12 protein-coding genes and 2 pseudogenes are annotated in these 17537 nt (G+C 59.6%); 5 read left to right on the top strand and 9 right to left on the bottom strand.

All coding sequences use genetic code 11. The features are described 5' to 3' along the window. Positions 1 to 11: 11 nt before the first annotated feature. From AC0L3H_RS06630 to AC0L3H_RS06610, 5 genes are all read right to left on the bottom strand, one after another. Positions 12 to 701, bottom strand: a complete 690-nt coding sequence (locus AC0L3H_RS06630) for an HAD-IA family hydrolase (RefSeq protein ID WP_473584911.1) — start codon at positions 699 to 701, stop codon at positions 12 to 14. Further along, positions 671 to 1918 carry an aminotransferase class III-fold pyridoxal phosphate-dependent enzyme gene (locus tag AC0L3H_RS06625; protein ID WP_473584910.1) on the bottom strand — a complete coding sequence of 416 codons (1248 nt, stop codon included), beginning with the start codon at positions 1916 to 1918 and terminating at the stop codon, positions 671 to 673. Before AC0L3H_RS06625 ends, AC0L3H_RS06630 begins: the two co-directional genes overlap by 31 nt. Positions 1919 to 1933: 15 nt before the next feature. Further along, the gene (locus AC0L3H_RS06620) at positions 1934 to 3418 is read right to left on the bottom strand and encodes a GMC oxidoreductase (RefSeq protein WP_473584909.1); all 1485 of its coding nucleotides are present in this window, start codon (positions 3416 to 3418) and stop codon (positions 1934 to 1936) included. Continuing rightward, complete coding sequence (locus AC0L3H_RS06615; protein WP_473584908.1) at positions 3411 to 4781, bottom strand: condensation domain-containing protein; 1371 nt, start codon at positions 4779 to 4781, stop codon at positions 3411 to 3413. Before AC0L3H_RS06615 ends, AC0L3H_RS06620 begins: the two co-directional genes overlap by 8 nt. 88 nt (positions 4782 to 4869) lie before the next feature. Continuing rightward, positions 4870 to 5934, bottom strand: coding sequence for a sulfotransferase family protein (locus tag AC0L3H_RS06610; RefSeq protein ID WP_473584907.1), 1065 nt, complete (start codon positions 5932 to 5934; stop codon positions 4870 to 4872). A gap of 629 nt (positions 5935 to 6563) precedes the next feature. Between AC0L3H_RS06610 and AC0L3H_RS06605 the strand changes: the two genes are divergently transcribed. Next, on the top strand, positions 6564 to 7379 hold the full coding sequence (locus AC0L3H_RS06605) for a hypothetical protein (protein ID WP_473584906.1): 816 nt from the start codon (positions 6564 to 6566) through the stop codon (positions 7377 to 7379). 382 nt (positions 7380 to 7761) lie between these two features. Here the strand turns inward: AC0L3H_RS06605 and AC0L3H_RS06600 are convergent, their stop codons facing one another. After that, positions 7762 to 8142 (bottom strand): hypothetical protein, encoded by a 381-nt coding sequence (locus AC0L3H_RS06600; protein ID WP_473584905.1) that lies wholly within the window; start codon positions 8140 to 8142, stop codon positions 7762 to 7764. Positions 8143 to 9073: 931 nt separating this feature from the next. Between AC0L3H_RS06600 and AC0L3H_RS06595 the strand changes: the two are divergent. Together AC0L3H_RS06595 and AC0L3H_RS06590 are read left to right on the top strand one after the other, a co-directional pair. Beyond that, positions 9074 to 9319 (top strand): annotated as a pseudogene (locus tag AC0L3H_RS06595) (Tn3 family transposase); the annotation flags it as partial. Positions 9320 to 9471: 152 nt separating this feature from the next. After that, positions 9472 to 9609, top strand: a pseudogene (locus tag AC0L3H_RS06590) (phenazine biosynthesis protein PhzF); the annotation flags it as partial. Positions 9610 to 10414: 805 nt separating this feature from the next. Here AC0L3H_RS06590 and AC0L3H_RS06585 read toward each other — a convergent pair. Then, entirely contained in the window at positions 10415 to 11170 is a 756-nt protein-coding gene (locus AC0L3H_RS06585) for a hypothetical protein (RefSeq protein ID WP_473584904.1), read from the bottom strand. On the opposite strand from AC0L3H_RS06585, the gene AC0L3H_RS06580 reads away from it, so the two are divergent. Beyond that, entirely contained in the window at positions 11169 to 11492 is a 324-nt protein-coding gene (locus tag AC0L3H_RS06580; RefSeq protein ID WP_473584903.1) for a hypothetical protein, read from the top strand. The two genes, AC0L3H_RS06585 and AC0L3H_RS06580, sit on opposite strands and share 2 nt — an antisense overlap. A gap of 305 nt (positions 11493 to 11797) precedes the next feature. Here AC0L3H_RS06580 and AC0L3H_RS06575 read toward each other — a convergent pair whose 3' ends face one another. Next, a complete protein-coding gene (locus AC0L3H_RS06575) occupies positions 11798 to 15202 on the bottom strand; it encodes a DEAD/DEAH box helicase (RefSeq protein ID WP_473584902.1) in 3405 nt (1134 codons plus the stop codon). Positions 15203 to 15757: 555 nt separating this feature from the next. Beyond that, a complete protein-coding gene (locus AC0L3H_RS06570; RefSeq protein WP_473584901.1) occupies positions 15758 to 15970 on the bottom strand; it encodes a hypothetical protein in 213 nt (70 codons plus the stop codon). Between the two features lie 389 nt (positions 15971 to 16359). Between AC0L3H_RS06570 and AC0L3H_RS06565 the strand changes: the two genes are divergently transcribed. Next, a complete protein-coding gene (locus AC0L3H_RS06565) occupies positions 16360 to 17535 on the top strand; it encodes a zinc-dependent alcohol dehydrogenase (protein ID WP_473584900.1) in 1176 nt (391 codons plus the stop codon). The last annotated feature ends 2 nt before the right edge of the window (positions 17536 to 17537 follow it).

Genomic DNA, 17537 nt, shown 5'->3' with positions numbered 1-17537 from the left:
GGGAAGCAGGTTCAGCGCGGCCCGGTTAGAAAGGAAGCCTCGCAAAAGTTCTCTATCCAGCCCCTGATGTCAGGGTGACCCCTTGCAGTGGGGCCGACACCTACGCAGTCGCAGCCTGCAGCGATCGCCGCTTCAATTCCGGTGCGGGAATCCTCGAAAACCAAGCATCTTTTGGGAGTGATGCGCAGCATTCGCAACAGCGTTTGATAGGGTTGCGGATGCGGCTTTCCCTGACTGACGTCCTCGGCTGCAATCATGATCCTCGGGCAGGAGAGTCCAGCCGCCTCGAGGCGGGCAAGGGCCGAAACCCTTGCCGAAGAGGTGACAATAGATCTCCGTTCGGCGGGGATCGAGCTATAGAACTCTGCTGCGCCCTGGATCGGTTGCAACAGTCGCATCGCTTGGATCTCATAATCCGCAATGCGAGCTGCTTCGCGTTCTGGCGAGAGACCGGGCGTAATCGCCGCCACCAGGTCGACGTCCCGGCGGGCGGCCGACATCCGCATTGCGTAATCCGGAGAGATCCGTTCCTCCCGTGCCCATCGACGGAGTGCGCTTTCGACCACAGCCTTCGAATCTACAAGGGTTCCGTCCAGATCGAAGGCTACGTGATCATAATCTTCGAGCTGAACATTGACGGTTGCGGTTTTCGTTTGATCTTCTCCCCGTATCAGGCCCAATGATGCTTGTTGGAGAGACATGCTCTCTCTGTGGTGTGGAACGCCTCCGCGCAGTATTCGACCATGGATGCGTCAGTGACCTGTGCAGTCATGTCCTCGTCCTTGCGGTAGTCTGCGAGTGCTCGCTCCAGTGCCGGCTGCAAAGCTGCGAAAAATGCACCGTCCATGGACGCATTGCTCATGTATGTCCCTGGGTAGCCGGCGTAGATACCGTGCTGCAGACATCTCTGAGCGAAGACCATTCCATGCTTTTGCGAGGGCAGAATGATTCTGAACATGGTATCGCTTCCGAGCACGCGCGCAGGTATTTCGCTACGCTCGAACGAGGTCTGGAACTGCCTCTTGAGCGCTAAGCCGCTCTCGGCCATGCGAGCCGCAATTTCTGCTTCTTCAAAGATTTCCTGTGTCAAGTTGCCGGCCACAAAGGCCCGGTTCTCGCGCAGATAGGTATTGCCCAGATAGGCCCTGTCGGCTCCCACCATGGCATCGGCGGTGCCGACGACTGCGGAAAGGCCAATGCCTTGTGCGATCCCCTTGGCCAATGTGATGAGGTCGGCCTTCACACCGTGTTTTCGGCAGTAGCCACCCTCGGCGTAACGAAGTCCGCATAGAACCTCATCAACGATCAGCAATACTCCATGCAGGCTTGTCATCCTGGAGATTTCCTGGAGCAATTCCGGAGGAAAGACCGAAGGCTCAGGCGTGACGAAAACGCCCGCGACTTTCCCCTCTTGCCCGATCAGCTGCTGCTCCAGGATATCGAGGTCATATTGGAAATCCTGGATGTGCTGATCCTTGGCCGGCGGATTGTCCGACCAGGGGTGCTGTTGAAAGATGTCGTGCCATCCGTGGAAACCCGCCGTCAGGATGACCGGTCGGCCAGTTCGGTGCCGGGCGATTCGAACCGCCGCTTCCGTTGCACAAGACCCGGTCCTCAGAAAGAACACTCTGGAATTGTTCGGGAACATTTCCGAGATTTTCCCGGCGAGTCTCTGGCGTTGCACACTCACCGGCGACGGCAGAATATCGGTTTCTTGCTCCATCGCCTGCGCAAGCCTGGCCCTGAACACCGGGTCATTGCTGCCCAAGGGTGAAGCCCCACTGCAGGACGTCATATCCAGATAGATCTTGCCGCTGACATCCTCCGCAACCGCGCCATTGGCGGAGCGGAATATGATGGAAGACCGCGCGTCACGCTCCCATTCAGCCAAATGTCCGATATCTCCAGGATCGAGCATCTAAATTGCACCCTTTTACTTGAGTGACATGGCCATTCGTCTGGCGTTGGCCATGATTGTGTGTGTCGGATTGCTGTTCCCTGCGAAATTCATAACTGAGCCATCCATGACATGGATGTTGGTGAACCCATGGACCCGGCCGCCGCTGTCTACGACCGAGGTCCTAGGATCACAGCCGGCGTGCATCGTGCCGTGCAGGTGGCAGCTGCCTTTTCCATGGAAAGATGGCTCTCGCTCGATGCGGAATGCGCCAAGGTGGCGCAGAATGTCATCCGCGCGGTCGGCGAGAAAATTCAATCGCGCACGATCATTTTCCGAGTTTCGGTATTGGAATCGGATGTAAGGGATGCCGTACTGGTCAACGGCCTCGTCAAGCATGATGCGATTGTGTGACCATGGCTCTTCTCCGGCTATGTAGTGCAGGCGCACGAGACCAACGTTCTCACCCGGCGAGGCCAAATTTGCTTCATAAATGAGGCCGCCAAATCTGCTTGGCACGTCGTTATGCTCGTAGAACTCATCGGTATAAACCGTCGCATGCGGTCCCCAGTGCGGAGCAAATGCACCGGAGCCGCGGTCGGCCGGTTCCATATAGCCGACGGAGTAGCCGTTAATCTTGAATGAGAGGCCCCGCCCAACGAGGCCGGATTCGTTTCCTATTCCCTTCGGTGCATGCCCACACTTCGACCGAAGCATCAATGCCGCTGATTGTATCGCGTTTGCGCAGACGATGACCCTTTCAACTGGGATCCGGATCAGTTCCGATGAGAGCGGCACATAGCACTCAAGGGCTTCAGCCCGACCGTCGTTCCGCATTTCGATCCGGTTGACGAAACAGCCGTATAGAACCGAGATCATTCCTGGCAGGGCGGAGTCATCCAAAATGCTTCTTGCAAGCACTGATGCTCTCGCATCCGTAGGGCACACCAGTTCATCGCAAGCCGAACAATTGATGCATCCCTTGTTGGTCCCTGGCGGCCTGATTGCCAGGGGGATGCTCTTTGATCTTACGCTGAGTTCCTGCATTGCATTGGATAACATCAACCCACGCGGACTGGCTGGATACGATGGAAACCCGTTCGCGCCACTGATCTCCAGGAGATGCTCGATCTCCGAATAGTAGGGTTCAAGATCCTGGAGAGTGATGGGCCAATCAATCTCCATGTCAGTCGTAAGATACTGGGAGGCTGACAGATCTGCTTGTCGGTATCTGAACGTAATCGCGTTGTAGAACCGCATCCCGCCGCCGACGCAGCACGCTGTCCAAGGGTTACCATCGGCGGGGCCGTTGGAAGTGAGTGCCTTGGCGTAGGCCGCTTGATTAGGCCCGAGCATGGCGCCAGGGGAAACCAGGCCTCCATATTCCAGGACGGCCACATGGCAGCCCTTTTCCGCAAGTGTTCGGGCGACGATCGATCCAGATGGCCCGGAGCCGACGATAACCGCATCGAAGTTTGTGTAATTACACGAGCCCGCTGCAATGTGTCTGATGTCAGTCACGGGCAATAGTCTCCTTTGGGGTGTGCGGTGGCGGCCAGCGGGCGGTGCTCGCGATGGAGGCCAGGAGGTGCTTTATACGGGCCACGTAGTGGGGGACCGCGATGCCTGCCGGGCCAGTGGCAGGGTGACGGTAGTTGACGAAGAGGCCGTCGTAGGTCCGCATGATCCAGAGGTACACGTCGTTCGGGTGGGTGCTGCGGCCGCGGAGGATGACAATCCGCCAAGTGTTCCAGTCGCGGGCACCGGGGGTGCGACGAAGGTCACTGTACGAAACCATGAAGGGATCGCGGAGGGGTCGGCCGAGGAGCTCCTCAACTCGGGGTATGGGTACTTGGGCCAGGTCCTTCACTCCGTCGAGGCCGGAGACCGCGGATTGCACCGCCTCAGCGAAGGAGTCGGTTGCGCTTAAAGGGAAGCTGATGGGGCCCATACCTACGTACCAGCCGATGGAGGACTGCGAGGGACCCGTCCGGGTATGGAAGGGGGCCATGGTACGGAATTCGCCCGAGCCGGTGATTTCGTGGCCGACCTTGGCCAGGCAGGCGAGCAGTCCGGAAAAGGAGTCGCCCCCGGCCGCGCGGCAGACTCGATCGAAGGCGTGCGCGGTGGATGCCTCGAGAAGCTCGGTGTACCCCCCTGGCTGGGCGGCGGGGCTGCCGCTTACGTCGCTAACCGGTACAGGGAACTCCGGCAGGCGGCCGCCGGCTTCGGTGAGGAACTGCCGCCATTGGACGATGGATACGTGGTCCGCTGTCAGCGCGTCGGCGGCGGTCCGTTCCGCCTCCGCGAAATCGATGTAACTGGCCGGGGGGCGAAGGGAAAGTGGGGCGGGCTTGCCGTTGGCGGCGGCGAGTCCTGCGGCGTACAGAGTGTGGATCTCATAAGCGGTTAGGAGAACGGAGTAACCGTCCGTCAGGGTGTGGTCGGCGGCGAGACAGACGGTGGTCGCTTCTGGGCGGCTGATGGTGGCACAAATATATCCGGGCCAGCCGAGGGGGCCGGTTTCGCTGTCAAACAGTTCCTCCAGATACCGCGCCAGCTTCCGGCCGTCGGTGAAGTCCCGCGCCGCACTGGGGTGGATACTCACGGCTCCGGCCGGTAGCGTCATGCGTTGCAGACGGCCGCCCGGTGTGGAGCGAGGGGACAGAGTGAGTTGACTGCGCAGGGTTTCGTGGCGGTTTGTCCAGCCGCGTAGCGCAGTGGCGAAGGCGTCCGCATCGAGTTCGGCGGGCAGATCGAAGGCGCAGCCCAGCCAGGACGGTGGCAGGGGACCCCCACCGGCCGCCTCGAGTTGGTATGTGATGTGTGCTTCCTGCACGTGAGACGCCCGCCGTAGGTCGGCTGCCCAGGTGCTGTCGGACATGAGCGTAGCGTAAGCCCGCCAGACGGTGAGACTGCCCGGAGACAGACCGAGTGATGGTATGTCAGTGAACTTCATGATATGTCGCGCCTTATCTGCGAGGAGCGGAAACGATGGGTGCGGGCGAGGAGGGCCCGCGAGAAACAGGTAGAAGCTGCGGGGCAGGCGTCTGCGGAGCGCTTCGTGTGCCGACGGCGTCACCCTGCGCTCCCGGATCCAGCATCGACAGGTCGTAGCCTAGGTGTTCCAATTCCTTCCCGGCGATCCGCTCGAATTCCTCGATCTCCCCGGGCGTGAGGTCCTGCAGGTAGCGTCCGTTACGCCCGGTATATAGCGGCTTAGCCGCGGCCTCCGCTGCGGGATGGCCCCAGGGGTTGTCGAACAACGCGTGCTCGTGCTCCGCGTGGTGCAGAACCACCTCGTCCCATGGCAAGCCGAGGTGGTCTAGCATCCGCTCGACAGTGTCGCGGGGGCGTGTGACCAGATCCTCATACCGCACTTCCAGATAGCGGCCGTCGGGCGCAGCCCGGCGGGGTCGGGTGACGACCTCCAGCCAGCCGCGCGCTGCTTCCGCGACAGTCCGGTAGCCCCAGTCGGGGACGTTCTTGAAGTGGGAGGCAGTCAGGTCGCGGCCGTCGCGGATGATGTGGATGAAGTGAGCTTGTGGCCAGATCGCGGCGTACGCGCCGATGTCCTGGATCTTCCGCTGAAGCTTCAGGCCCCATCGTCGGGCTCCCGTCTGTTCACGCCGGAATTCGCCGATGGAGTTGATGAGCAGGCAGCGGTCCTCCAAGGTGGACAGATCGGTACCGCGCTTGGCCATCAGGCTGGTCACCAGGCTCCGTAGACTATCGCGGTCGAGACCGAAACGCTCGCACTGCACAACGAAGTGCCCGCCGTCGTACCACTCAGGGTCAACAGTGTCCTTCGTCGTGCCGGCGAGCCGCGAGTCGCGGAGGTCCATCAGGTCGCACACCGCGAGGATATGCGGGCCGAGGTTAATGGGTTCGGTGAAATCGATCTCCGGGCCGACGACCAGGTCGGGGTGCGAGTCGAGCAGGACGCTGAGGAGAGTGGTGCCGGAGCGGTTCTCGCCGCCGAGCAGGACAGGGTTAGAGACCTCGGTTGGCTTTTTGAGCTCCCTGGAAGAGGTCATGATTCGGCGACCTGGAAGATACGTTGGCCCATAGCGATGTCGTCGGGAGGAGCATCCACTCTAACAGTTTTGTATGTCGACCAGGGTTCCGATAACGCCGATAGACAGCCCGCGCACGAGATCTCATGCCCAGGTTTCATTTCGTCGATCGCATCCACACTCACGATATCCAAACGGGAATCTTTCCGGAGTACTTTTTCGATGGAATCGAGGGACGTCCTGAGCGATAATCTTGGTAGCGTTTTCTGAAGCGGGTAAGATCGGTGGTGGAACCTTCGCCAGTCGTTGCCATGGGAGATTTCTCCTCAGTCCGTACTCGTTTTGCGGATAGGCCTTGCATGTACCGTGCCAAAGCAGAAAGCATTTAAAAACATCTGATTGGTCAGTTTCTGTTACGTTGCGTACCCGACATTGTCGGATATCGGACGACGCCGAACGTGCCTGAATGGCGCATAATGCAGCTTTCCCTCCGGGGGTTCTGCCGCAATTCTTGGGACAGCGCCGCCTCATCTCAGTCATTAGGAGCTTGATGCGCTGGCCAGCAAACTGCGTCGAGCACGTTGTAGCTGGTGCCCGAGTCTGACTGATGCAAGGAAGGTTGCAAATTTGTGCGACAGCGGGGGATCGATTTGCCATCTCTGGTCATCGACAGCAGCATGCTGCAATCGCAGGAATTGCGATCCTATCTTCAGGCGAGCCCGCAGAACCTCGCGGTGCTCGCCGACTACGCCTGGGTCGAGATTTACAAACAACAGTCGCTGGAAGCCATCAAGCGTGGCCTGTCCATCGTAGGCGACTTCCCTGATCAACTGATCCTGCTACGGGTCAACGGCGAGATAGTCCGCCTCGACCCGACGGAACCGGACGTGCGTGAGCGCATGCAGTTCAAGGCAACGGCCGACATCATTCGTGAGATGGTCACCATGATCAGAAGCCCGGCAATTGATGACGCAGCCATCTTGGAGCAACTGCACGGTCATTGGAACTTTGCTAACGGCCTGCTTCCAGAGCTGATCGAAGGCGCGGTCGAAATAGCGGCATCTCTACCTGAGATGGAAGCGCAGATGTTCACCAAGGCCGAAGTCCGCATCATCAGGACGAGCAGCCGATATCCGGCCGCGATGATGGAAACCATTTACGGTGCTGCCATGCAAATATGGGAGACCCTTGCACATGCCTATCGCCTGCCATGGAAAAACCTCGGAGACAGTCGCGTCGCTCGAACCTATCTCTTTCGATATGCGCTTGGCCTGGTCATTCACCTGCTTTTTTGGATCAGAAGCGGCAGCCAACCTGTCAAGCGGATGGACAGGATGCGCAACGACATGATCGACCTGAGCTTCTGCGTCTATGCCTCGTACTTCGACGGCTTCATGACCGCCGACGAGAAAGCGCGTTGGATCCATGCAAACTTGGTCGCTGCCTTGGAAGCCGTGTCGCGCTGATTCCCATCCGCCCGGTGGACAACCGGATCGTTTTCGCACCAGCTCTAAGGGACACCTCCTGCAAGAGTCTTGAGGGCGACCGATGTGCCACGAAGCCAAGCAGCTTGCTCTCTAGGATCAGAGTCTCAAAATCCGGGACCTGGAGGCGGAAATCGCGATTTGCGAGCGACGCAAATCTGAAATGACGCAGCTGTTCGGTGTATCTTTCTTGCAGGACGTAGAAAAAAGCTGCGCATGATCGAGCAAAGGAGAGATTTGCGACGGCGTTGCAATACCATCGAACATGAAATCCGAGAGGCGCTATCAATCCAGGACATGGGCGATGTCGCAGCGATGCTTGACGCCGCGGATCGGCCGGCGCTGGAGGCCGAGCAGGTAGAACTCAGGGCCCCGGTTCGAGGATCAGGATCGGCGCGTACGAGAGTTGTTTACGGCATACAGCAAAGCGTCCGACGAGGTGGAAGCCGTCGATGGCGATAGTGCCGTAGCTGCTCTTGATGAGCAAAGGCGCACGGTTCTCCTGGAAACCGAGGATAAGGCGTTCAGCTACTTCCGCCTCAGGGCCGGCATCGTCGCAGCCGAGCAGGCCTTGCGCCTCTATCGCGACAGGCATCGCAGTTCGATGATGCTTCGCGCCTCGACAGCTTTTCAGGTGATCAGCCGGGGCGCCTATCGTGGTCTGGCGACCCAGCCCGACAAGGACACCGAAGTCCTTATCGGCATCGGGGCTGATGGGAGTTCCAAGCTGGCTCAGGAATGTCAAAGGAGACGCGCTCCCAACTCCTATCTCGCGCTCAGGGTTGCCCGGCTACCACGAGTTCGCCCAATCTCGAACTCCCGTTCCCTTCATCACCGACGACATCATGGAGACGTTCGACGACTTCCGTGCCGTGGAAGCCTTCCGGCTATTCGCCGACATGGCGAAAGTGGGGCAGGTAATCTATCTGACACATCACCAGCATCTTTGCGATATCGCCAGGAGGGTTTGTCCAAATGCGCATACACGAGATGGCGGCGCCACTCGTCCAGGAACGCCGAGCTGCGTGAGACGTCGAAGCCCCGAGCTGCCCTATCAAGGCCGGCCGGGCCGGAGACCAGCACCCGGCAGGCGGGCAGCGCGCCAAAAGGACCCCGCCCGTCATATGAACTGCATCCCTCATAGTGCGTCGCAACATTTTGATGCTGCACTGCGGAACTTTGCGGTCAGGCGGGAGTTCTCTGTGCTTCTAGCAAGCGAGGGGCTCGATGAGGCGCTACAAGATTCTGCCGTCGGAATCAGGACTGTGGTGTGTGATCGATAGCCTGACAGGGCTTCCCGCCGAGAGATACGGTCGGCCGCTCACCGGGCTGACCCGGTACGAGGCCGAAGAGGCTGCCTTTAACCTCAGCGAGAGCACTCCGCCATGGATGGCCTTGGTCAGACGTCGCAGACGTTAATCAAGGCTGCCGATTCCACGGATGGTCGGACGCGATGCGCCTCCCACTCCATCACACCCGTTCGCGTAACCTCTCACCTCTTCCTTCTGGATGCGTGCGTCATGGCAGAGGGCGCATGTGCTCCCCAGTTCGCCGTAGCATAAGAGCCGGACCGTCGCGGTGCGCCACCAGATGGTTGGCGACCGTGGCCGGAACCGTCGCCCGTTCTCTTGCCGATGAAGTGCGGGGTGCCCGACACCAAAATGGCGCGCGAGCTCCCGAACCTTCTGCCGATCCTGACACGGGCGATCGACTGGAACCTCTCGAGCAGCAGTATGACGAGTTGATCAAATATGCGGCGGCCCTGCAGCACCGCACGGCCGATGCGGAATCGATCCTGCGCCGCTTTGCGCGGGCGAGCGTGCAGCGCCCGAGCTACAAGGCGCTGGCCCAACTCGCAAGGCAATCAAGACCATTTTTCTCACCGCTATCTCGGCTCGGAAGCCTTCCGGCGCGAAATCCACGAAGTGTCGCTTGGCAGTTAACAGTGAGAACGCAGTCGTTCGGTCAGGTTTGGCAGTTTATTGCGAGAAATGGCGTAGCTCGGATTCTCCATTTTAACTGAATCGCATCAGTGTGAAGGTCATGAATCCCTTTTAATTTTATAAACCGGAATTCCGCTTGCAGTGGTGCTGAACTCCCTGGCGAGGCGACCGGCATCTTCGTGCTGGAGGAGAATATCGGACCGGTGCGTTGCGCGGTGAGCAAGCACGACGGCCCGACCTTCGACGAGTTCGATCTGGCGAAACTGCCGCTCTTTCGCAACGTGGTCGATCTTCAGCGACAGCCTGGCGACCCCGGCTCCTAAACGCCGTCATGGAGTAGTGTCCGATGCAAAGATCAGGTCTGAGGGAATGTCCCTTCCCTGCAGATGATCGGTAGTCGCTCGATCGCGCGACGCGCGGGATCGGCTTCCTCCGTGAACCAGCAGGTCGATATCAGAAGTAAAAAGGTTGCGGCGGTTACCGCGAACCCATGGCTGGCGCAGCAAGCGCTCTTTTCAGCAAGCGCCCTGGTCGGGAGCCGGTGAGGATGAAATTCGGCTCGGGTGCGACGATTACATGCTCGAGGTTCCATTCGGCCTTCCCGAGCGTGTCTATAGCGACCTTTTTGTGTCCGAAACTGAACAAGAATGTCGGAGCCCCACCCGCTGGCCGTTACAGCCAGGCACCGGCTGGCGAGCAAGCGGTGGAACGAAACGGAGCGCAAATCCGGCACGCAAATTGCTTTGATCTCGTAAGTGAGACGTCGGCAGGGCGTCGTGGAGGACCGAGAAATCAACCAGGAGCGTGCTCGATGCCCGCAATGAGACGGCCAGAACAGGACGATGAACCCAGCCACACCTGGGGAGCTGGACCGCTATAGCCAGCCGCGGCGCCTCCTCGTAGATCGCGCCTCCTTCAGCCAAGCCGTCCACCAGCACTACGAGGGCCACCCTATGCAGCTCTCGAACGTGGCAGCGCGCATGTACATTCAAGTGCGCCCCTCAGCCTTGCGTGGTCCGCTCGAAGCGCGCCAGGAACGCATTGTGTGTGGACGAGGAACGTGCGCTTGGCAGTTCAGGGGGCGAGGGCTCTCGCACTCCTCCGATGCGCCGCACCCATTCTTCTGATCAGCCGGTTTGACCCGCCATGTCGCCTTTGCATTTCATCTATCGTCCCTTTGAGACGCTTATCCGCCCGCTGGATATCCCCTACGCGCCTTTGCCGGCAACAGGTCCGTTTGCGCTGCTTCTGCATTTCGCACGCATGTTCCGTGGCGCCTTGGCGGCCATCGCCGTCTTCATGATGGCGGTCGAGGGAATCAACCTCGCGGTGATCTGGGGCATGTATATCATTGTGGACGGGGTGAGCACGAACGGTGCGGCGGTTTTCCTTGAGGAAGCTTGGCCTATGCTCACGTTCCTCGGCCTGCTGATGTTCCCCGTGCAACCGCTGCTGATGTTCATCGCCAAGACATTGGGTTCCCAGGCAGTGTCCGTATGCATGCCCGCGGCTATGCAATGGCATGGCTACAAGGCGGTCGAACGTCAGGACCTTGCATTCTTCCACGATCTCTTCGCCGGCCAGGTGGCGTCGCGCATTTCGCAACTCGCCGCCGCCGTGCAGCAGCAGATCGTCGTCGCGTCTTCCAGCATACCGTATTTTCTCGTGCCTCGGTTCGCTTTCGCTGCTTGCCACGCTGTCCTGGCCGCTGGCGCTTCCGGTCTTTTTTTGGATCGTGGCGAACGTCACAGTTGCGGTTGCGGCAGTGCCATATTTTGCCGTGCGGTCCCGCCACTCTGCCCGCGCGCGCAGCCTCGTCGTCGGCGCCATGACCGACCTCTACAGCAACATCCACGTGGTCAACCTGTTTGCGGCCGAAGACAGCGAGGCGGACGCAATGCGCACCATCATGGGAGATGCCATCGAGACGCAACAGCTTGAACGGCTCGTGGCCGGTTTTTTCACCACCGGCCAATTTGTTGCTTCAATCGCACTCGTTCAGCGGCTCAACGCCAACTCCCTGGCCTTTCTCCAGCTAGGACAGCAGATATTCCAGGCTGTGGGCACGATACGCGACGCGATGCCGGTCATCACCATGCCTTCAACGGTAACCGATGTCTCCGGAGCCAGGCCGCTGACCGCGACGCTTTAACAGCCGCTGCAAAGCAATTGAAAACCGTGCTGCAACGAGGTCCGCTGACCGGCTGATAGAGACATCACCGTGGTTGACGTGGCTGTGGGTGTGGTAGGCTGCGCTGAATGCCTGCCCCGGGAAAGCAGTCGACGGGGAAACTCGACCCTGTGTGGACACGCATTTGGCACCAACGTGCGAGCATGCCTTGCCTTCAACTTCAGACCGGGAGCTTGAGAACGTCGACGCCGATCGTGAGGTCGGCGATGGTCTCGTCGTGGACTTCAACCGAATCCGGCAAACTAATCTTCTTGCAGCCTTGGCCGCTAGGGGCCATTGCTGGTTGTGCTTTGACCAGCAATCGGTCTGGCGTTTAGCTCACGTGCCGGGTGTGCAGAGCGAATAGAACCGATCACGCTTCGTAGAACCTCGAGTTTTGCGATGCCTGGTTTGGTTGACGGCCTGCAGATCAAGCGGCCTCGTCGAAATTCGAATCCCTCCAGCCCGATAAGATTCTGCCGGACTGAGGCGGAGGGCTTTGTGCGGAAGGTGATCGCAATCGCTTCGGGTCCTATGTCGACCTGCCTCAAGCCCAACGCCGCCGCATCCATGCGCAGTCGGCTTACCTCCAGCAGGGTAGCCACTTCGCTCGGCATGGCTCCAAAGCGATCCTCCACTTCGTCGGCAAATGCATTGAGATCCGAATGCGTGATCATGCGGAACAGTCGCGAATACAGGCTGAGGCGTATGGCTGGCTCCCGCACATAGCTTTCTGGGAATGACCCTCCGGCCTGCAAGTTGATGTCCGGAAGTTGCATGTCAGAGCCGGGCTCGCCTCGCGCAATCGATGAGGCACGCTCGAGCAGTCTATGATAGAGCCCGACGCCGATGAGCTTGACGTGGCCCGCCTGTTCTTCGCCGAAAAGATCGCCGGCGCCGCGTAGGTCTAGGTCCCTTTGGCTGATGGCCAGGCCAGAGCCAAGCCGGTCGAGAGCTACAAGAGCCGAAAGTCGGGACCTTGTGGTTTCAGCCAATTCCCTGCCGGGCTCGGTCAAGAGAAGTGCAATGCCTTGCACCCTTCCTCTGCCTACACGACCCCGAAGCTGGTGGAGTTGTGCAAGTCCGAAACGGTCGGCCCGCCAAACGAGAATGGTGTTTGCCCGCGGTATATCAAGTCCGCTTTCGATGATGTCAGTGGCCAACAAAATGTCGCCTTCGCCTGCGGCGAACCGGACAACTATCTCGTCCAGCTCACGCCCTTTCATTTCGCCATGCGCGATCTTCACCGAGAGCTGCGGAACCAGCCTGCCCAGTTGTTCAACGACAGTCTCGATGTCCTCTATGCGTGGTACGACAAAGAAGCTTTGTCCTCCGCGGCGGTATTCGCGCAATAGAGCAGCCTTGGCCGAACCGGCATCGAAAGGAGCCAAGATGGTGCGAACCGGACGCCGCTTGGCAGGTGGTGTGTTCAGGACGCTTACTTCCTGCACGCCCGCCATCGTCAATTGAAGCGTGCGGGGTATCGGCGTAGCGCTCATGGTCAGAGTGTGGAGGCATGGCGCCAACCCTCGCAGTGATTGCTTCAGCTTGGCCCCGAACCGATGCTCTTCGTCGATTACGAGCAGCCCGAGATCGCTAAAGGCCACCCCTTTGGCCGCAACAGCATGGGTCCCGACGACGACCGCAATGTTGCCGCTTCTCAGACCGTCCTTCACTTTCCTTGTCTCTGTCGATCCGACCACCCTGGATAGGTGAGCAACTTGGATGTTGAACCCTGCGAAACGCCGGCGGAACGTCTCGTAGTGCTGACGCGCGAGCACCGTGGTGGGCGCAACAATAGCAACCTGCTTGCCACAAAACGCGGCCGCAGCACACGCCCGAAGCGCCACCTCGGTCTTTCCAAAGCCGACGTCCCCGCAGACCAGCCGGTTCATCGTTTTGCCCGAGGACAGGTCATCCATCACGGCTCGGATTGCCGCAGCTTGGTCGGGGGTCGCGGGGTAAGGGAATCGCGCCGCGAAGCGAGCAAGGTCGGCACGCGGCGGCTTGATCAATTCGGCGGACTGGCTGGACCTGGCCTTCGCAATGGCGACCAGCCGCTTGGCGACCTTCTCGATCTCGCGGACTACAGACTGGCGCCGCTTCTTCCAGCCTTCACCATCTAGTCGGTCCAAGGCTATCGCATCTGGTTCGGATCCATAGCGCCATATACGGCCAAACTCCTCCACTGGAACCAGCAAGGAAGCGCCACCATGATATTCAAGCTTCACGACATCCTGTTGCAGGCCAGCCACTTCAATTTGTTCGATCGCGGCAAGGACGCCCACGCCATGGTCTTCATGGACAACCAGATCGCCGAGCCGCAGTTCGGGTTCGGCTATGCCGTTACCGGAGCCCGCGTTTGCAGTCGATGACGGGCCGAATATGTCCGCTGCTGCAACGACTGCAATTCGGGATGGCCCGTCGACAAAGCCCTCCGCGAGATCGAATTCCGCCTTGAGAAGAGAGCCTCTTTCGACAGAGAGGATTTGCGGCCAATCGGCGACCGGGTCCATCTTGCGACCGAACTTACGGTCGAGCAGCCGCTCTGCTCGGCGCAGTTCCGAAGCTTCGCCCGTGACCACCACACTAAACCCCGAGCTTGCGCGCGCCTGAGCGAACTCGGCGAATTCGTGCCCGGCTCGCGGCAGGTGGAAGAATTTGGGAATTCGGCCAACCGGGATCGTAAGACGCAAGCACTGGCGATCCCGTAGCGAGTCTTCCCATTCCTCACGCGACAAATAAAATTGTTTCGCCGCGGGCCGCCCCATCGCGGATACTTGCCGCCTGCCGCGCCACGCCTCCTCAATGAGGTCCAAGACGCGAGCGAGCGAGATTTCTTCCAATCCATCCAGGAAGCAGATGGTAGCTGTTGATGCTACGTCGAAGAGCGCCGGCAAATCGGAGTAGAGCGAGACTAGACGTTCCTCCATCGGGATCGTGCGCATCGCTGCAGGGTCGAACTCGTTGCCGGGTTCCAACATGAGCTCGGACGCCGGGCCAATTACGACTCTATGCAGCGATCGCTCGCTTCGTTGAGTGATTGGGTCATATGTCTTAAGTTCGGAGATGGCGCCGCCAGCGCCCAGTACAACACGAATAGGGCGGTCACGGTCAGCAGGAAAAACGTCGATAAGATCGCTGCGGACGGCCATCTCGCCTGGTTCGTCCACCCGATCGTCGACAACATAGCCAGTTCTCTCAGCCAATACACGAAGTGCCCTCGGGTCCACCTCCTGTCCGATCTGCAGGGTCGCGAAACCCTGGCCGATTGCCGAGGGAGGCGGTACCCGCTGCAGGGCAGATTCGACCGAAGTAACCGTGATGCGGGGTCCTTTCGGAGCGGCCGCAACAGCATGAACAACGCTGACCCGCTGCCCCATAGTGGCGCGAGTGGGCCATACCCTGTCGAATGGCAGGCAATCCCACGGCGGCAAACACAGGATGTCAGCTTTTGGGAGGAAGTGGCGCAATGCCTGTGTGATGTCAGCGGCACTGCGTTCGGAACTCGCGATATGGAGCATGTCCCTATTTTCAGTGGTTTCCATAGCGCTGATCAATGCCGCAGCTACCGCGGCAGCTGGCGGTGTGTCGGCTTCTTCTCCTGTTGCAAGTTCGCACTGCTTCGCAGACGCGCCATCAAATTGCTCGAGCTGCTCAGCCTTTTCGGCATTGGAGGTCTCTCTATCCACGTCTCACCTTCCCGATCCTGGGGTAAAAACGGCCGCGACGCGCCCGGCGTTACCGACGTTCGGCTTTCAGCAACGTCGCAAAGCAGCAATCCGTTGCCTTGCCCAGCGTGTGATCGGATCGTGCGCCATGAGAATAGAGTGCCGCACTGTCTAGCAATGCCGTTGCATTGCGAGGTTTCCTGAGCAAGCCGCGAAGGCAGCGGCTGGTCGATAGCAGCTAAGGCATCTGTGGTCGGTATTGCAATTGCTTGGCCAAATGACTCGGTATCAGATGGACCGCAAGTTCTCAGCCTCATCGATCATTAGACGGTTGCTAACTCACCCGCACGGTCGGCGTGCTAGACTCCAAGCATCCCGGCACAAAATCAGCAATCAGACAGGTTGGCGCTAACATTGGCGACATGCATCCGCATCGAGTCTTCGCCCCGGATCGGGACGTCTGGAAGCCTTCGCCCTCGATAGACCCAAGGGCTTGCGCCTACACTCTATCACTCTATCACTCTATCGCCCCATCGCCCGAACTTGCGCTTGTCGGAACCCACAGCGAAGCCCAGATCAGCGCCCGCCGATCAGCCGCGACAGGACGATGTGCTTGCGCTGGGAGCCGAGATCGTCGAGTTCGTTGTCCGCAGCCGGACGCAGGCCGCCGCGATGAACGAAGAAATCGCCCGGGGGGGCGTTGTCGGATACACGGTCGAGATTGGGGCGGAAGTCGTCCCCGACCTTGTCGACTGGAGTGTCCCAATCAAAGCTGTGGTCCTTCGTCATGGCCATGGCACCACTGTGGCCGAGATCGACTTCCACAGGCGCGAGCTGGACAATGGTGGTGCGGCGGAATTTAAAGATGTCGTCCCAATGGTCGCGAAGGCCATAGGTTGTTTAAAGAAAAACTTGCCGCCATGCACCGCCGCCCACGGCTGAGCCGGGAACTGTCGGACGCTTCTTTGACGTTCTTGGGCTATGTCCGGCAGGGCGCCCACCGACGACCCGACACCGCCATCTCCCCCTGCTTCAAAAGCCGGGCTTAAGTTTTTTAACGCAGGCGGGAACATGGATGCTGCCTGGGGGTTGGACCTCGGCAAGCTAATTCGCAGCCTCAAGGAAAGCGGCCGAGATCGCTCTCAGACGCCGCGAACCGGGCCTACGGGAGATTACGCATGCGAGCGCTGGTTTGGCATGGAAAAGAAGACATACGTTGCGACGAGGTTACCGACCCCGAAATCGAGGACCCGCGCGACGCCATTGTCAAGGTGACGAGCTGCGCGATCTGCGGCTCGGACCTGCATCTCTATCACAACCTCATTCCGGCAATTCTGCCCGGCGACATTATGGGCCACGAAATGATGGGTGAGGTGGTGGAAGTTGGATCCGGGGTAAACAGCGCGCTTAGGAAGGGAGACCGCATTGTCGTCCCCTTCACCATCATTTGCGGGGAATGTGACCAGTGCAAGCGCAAGAACTTTTCGGTCTGCGAACGAACCAACCGCAACAAGAATATCGCCGACAAGGCGTTCGGTCACACGACGGCCGGGCTGTTTGGGTATACCCATCTGACCGGCGGTTACCCGGGCGGTCAAGCCGAGTATGTTCGCGTGCCATTTGCCGATGCAACGCACATCAAGGTACCGGTCGGGCTCTCCGATGAGCAGGTCCTTTTCCTTGGCGACATATTGCCAACTGGCTGGCAGGCTGCTGTTCAGTGCGAGATCGAACCGTCCGATACCGTAGCGGTTTGGGGCTGTGGCCCGGTGGGGCAGATGGCAATCCGCAGCGCCATTCTTCTCGGTGCCACCCAGGTCGTGGCCATAGATTGCCTGCCCGAACGCCTATCCATGGCCGGAGCAGGCGGCGCGGTCACCATCAACTTCCTGGAGGAGGGCGTTGTTGAAAGGCTGAACGAGCTTACAGGCAGCAAAGGGCCAGACAAATGCATCGACGCGATCGGGATGGAAAGTCACGTGTCCTTTCGTCAACCAGACACCGTTTATGACCGCGCGAAGCAGATGATGCTGATGGAAAATGATCGGCCCCACGTGCTGCGTGAAATGATTTATGTCTGCAGGCCAGCCGGCGTCATCTCAATCGCGGGTGTGTATAGCGGGTTCGTCGACAAGATCCCGATGGGCCAAGCCATGAACAAGGGCCTGACCTTCAGGATGGGCCAGACGCATGTGAACCGCTGGACCGACGATCTACTGCGCCGCATCGAAGACGATCAGATCGACCCGTCGTTTGTCATCACCCACACTGCCGGGCTCGAACAAGGACCCGAGATGTACAAGCTCTTTCGCGACAAGCAGGACAGTTGCGTCAAAGTCGTACTGAAGCCATAGGG

The sequence above is a fragment of the Mesorhizobium sp. WSM4816 genome, from assembly GCF_055811535.1.
The sequence above is the reverse complement of the archived record's forward strand: the minus strand, read 5'-3'. Positions and strand labels throughout refer to the sequence as shown.

Excerpts from the sequence above, each read along its gene's own strand:
- AC0L3H_RS06625 (WP_473584910.1), bottom strand. The coding sequence starts at position 1,918 with ATGCTCGATCCTGGAGATATCGGACATTTGGCTGAATGGGAGCGTGAC.
- AC0L3H_RS06615 (WP_473584908.1), bottom strand. The coding sequence starts at position 4,781 with ATGTCCGACAGCACCTGGGCAGCCGACCTACGGCGGGCGTCTCACGTG.
- AC0L3H_RS06570 (WP_473584901.1), bottom strand. The coding sequence starts at position 15,970 with ATGACGAAGGACCACAGCTTTGATTGGGACACTCCAGTCGACAAGGTC.
- AC0L3H_RS06585 (WP_473584904.1), bottom strand. The coding sequence starts at position 11,170 with ATGGCGCCGACGACGAGGCTGCGCGCGCGGGCAGAGTGGCGGGACCGC.
- AC0L3H_RS06630 (WP_473584911.1), bottom strand. The coding sequence starts at position 701 with ATGTCTCTCCAACAAGCATCATTGGGCCTGATACGGGGAGAAGATCAA.
- AC0L3H_RS06565 (WP_473584900.1), top strand. The coding sequence starts at position 16,360 with ATGCGAGCGCTGGTTTGGCATGGAAAAGAAGACATACGTTGCGACGAG.
- AC0L3H_RS06580 (WP_473584903.1), top strand. The coding sequence starts at position 11,169 with ATGACCGACCTCTACAGCAACATCCACGTGGTCAACCTGTTTGCGGCC.
- AC0L3H_RS06610 (WP_473584907.1), bottom strand. The coding sequence starts at position 5,934 with ATGACCTCTTCCAGGGAGCTCAAAAAGCCAACCGAGGTCTCTAACCCT.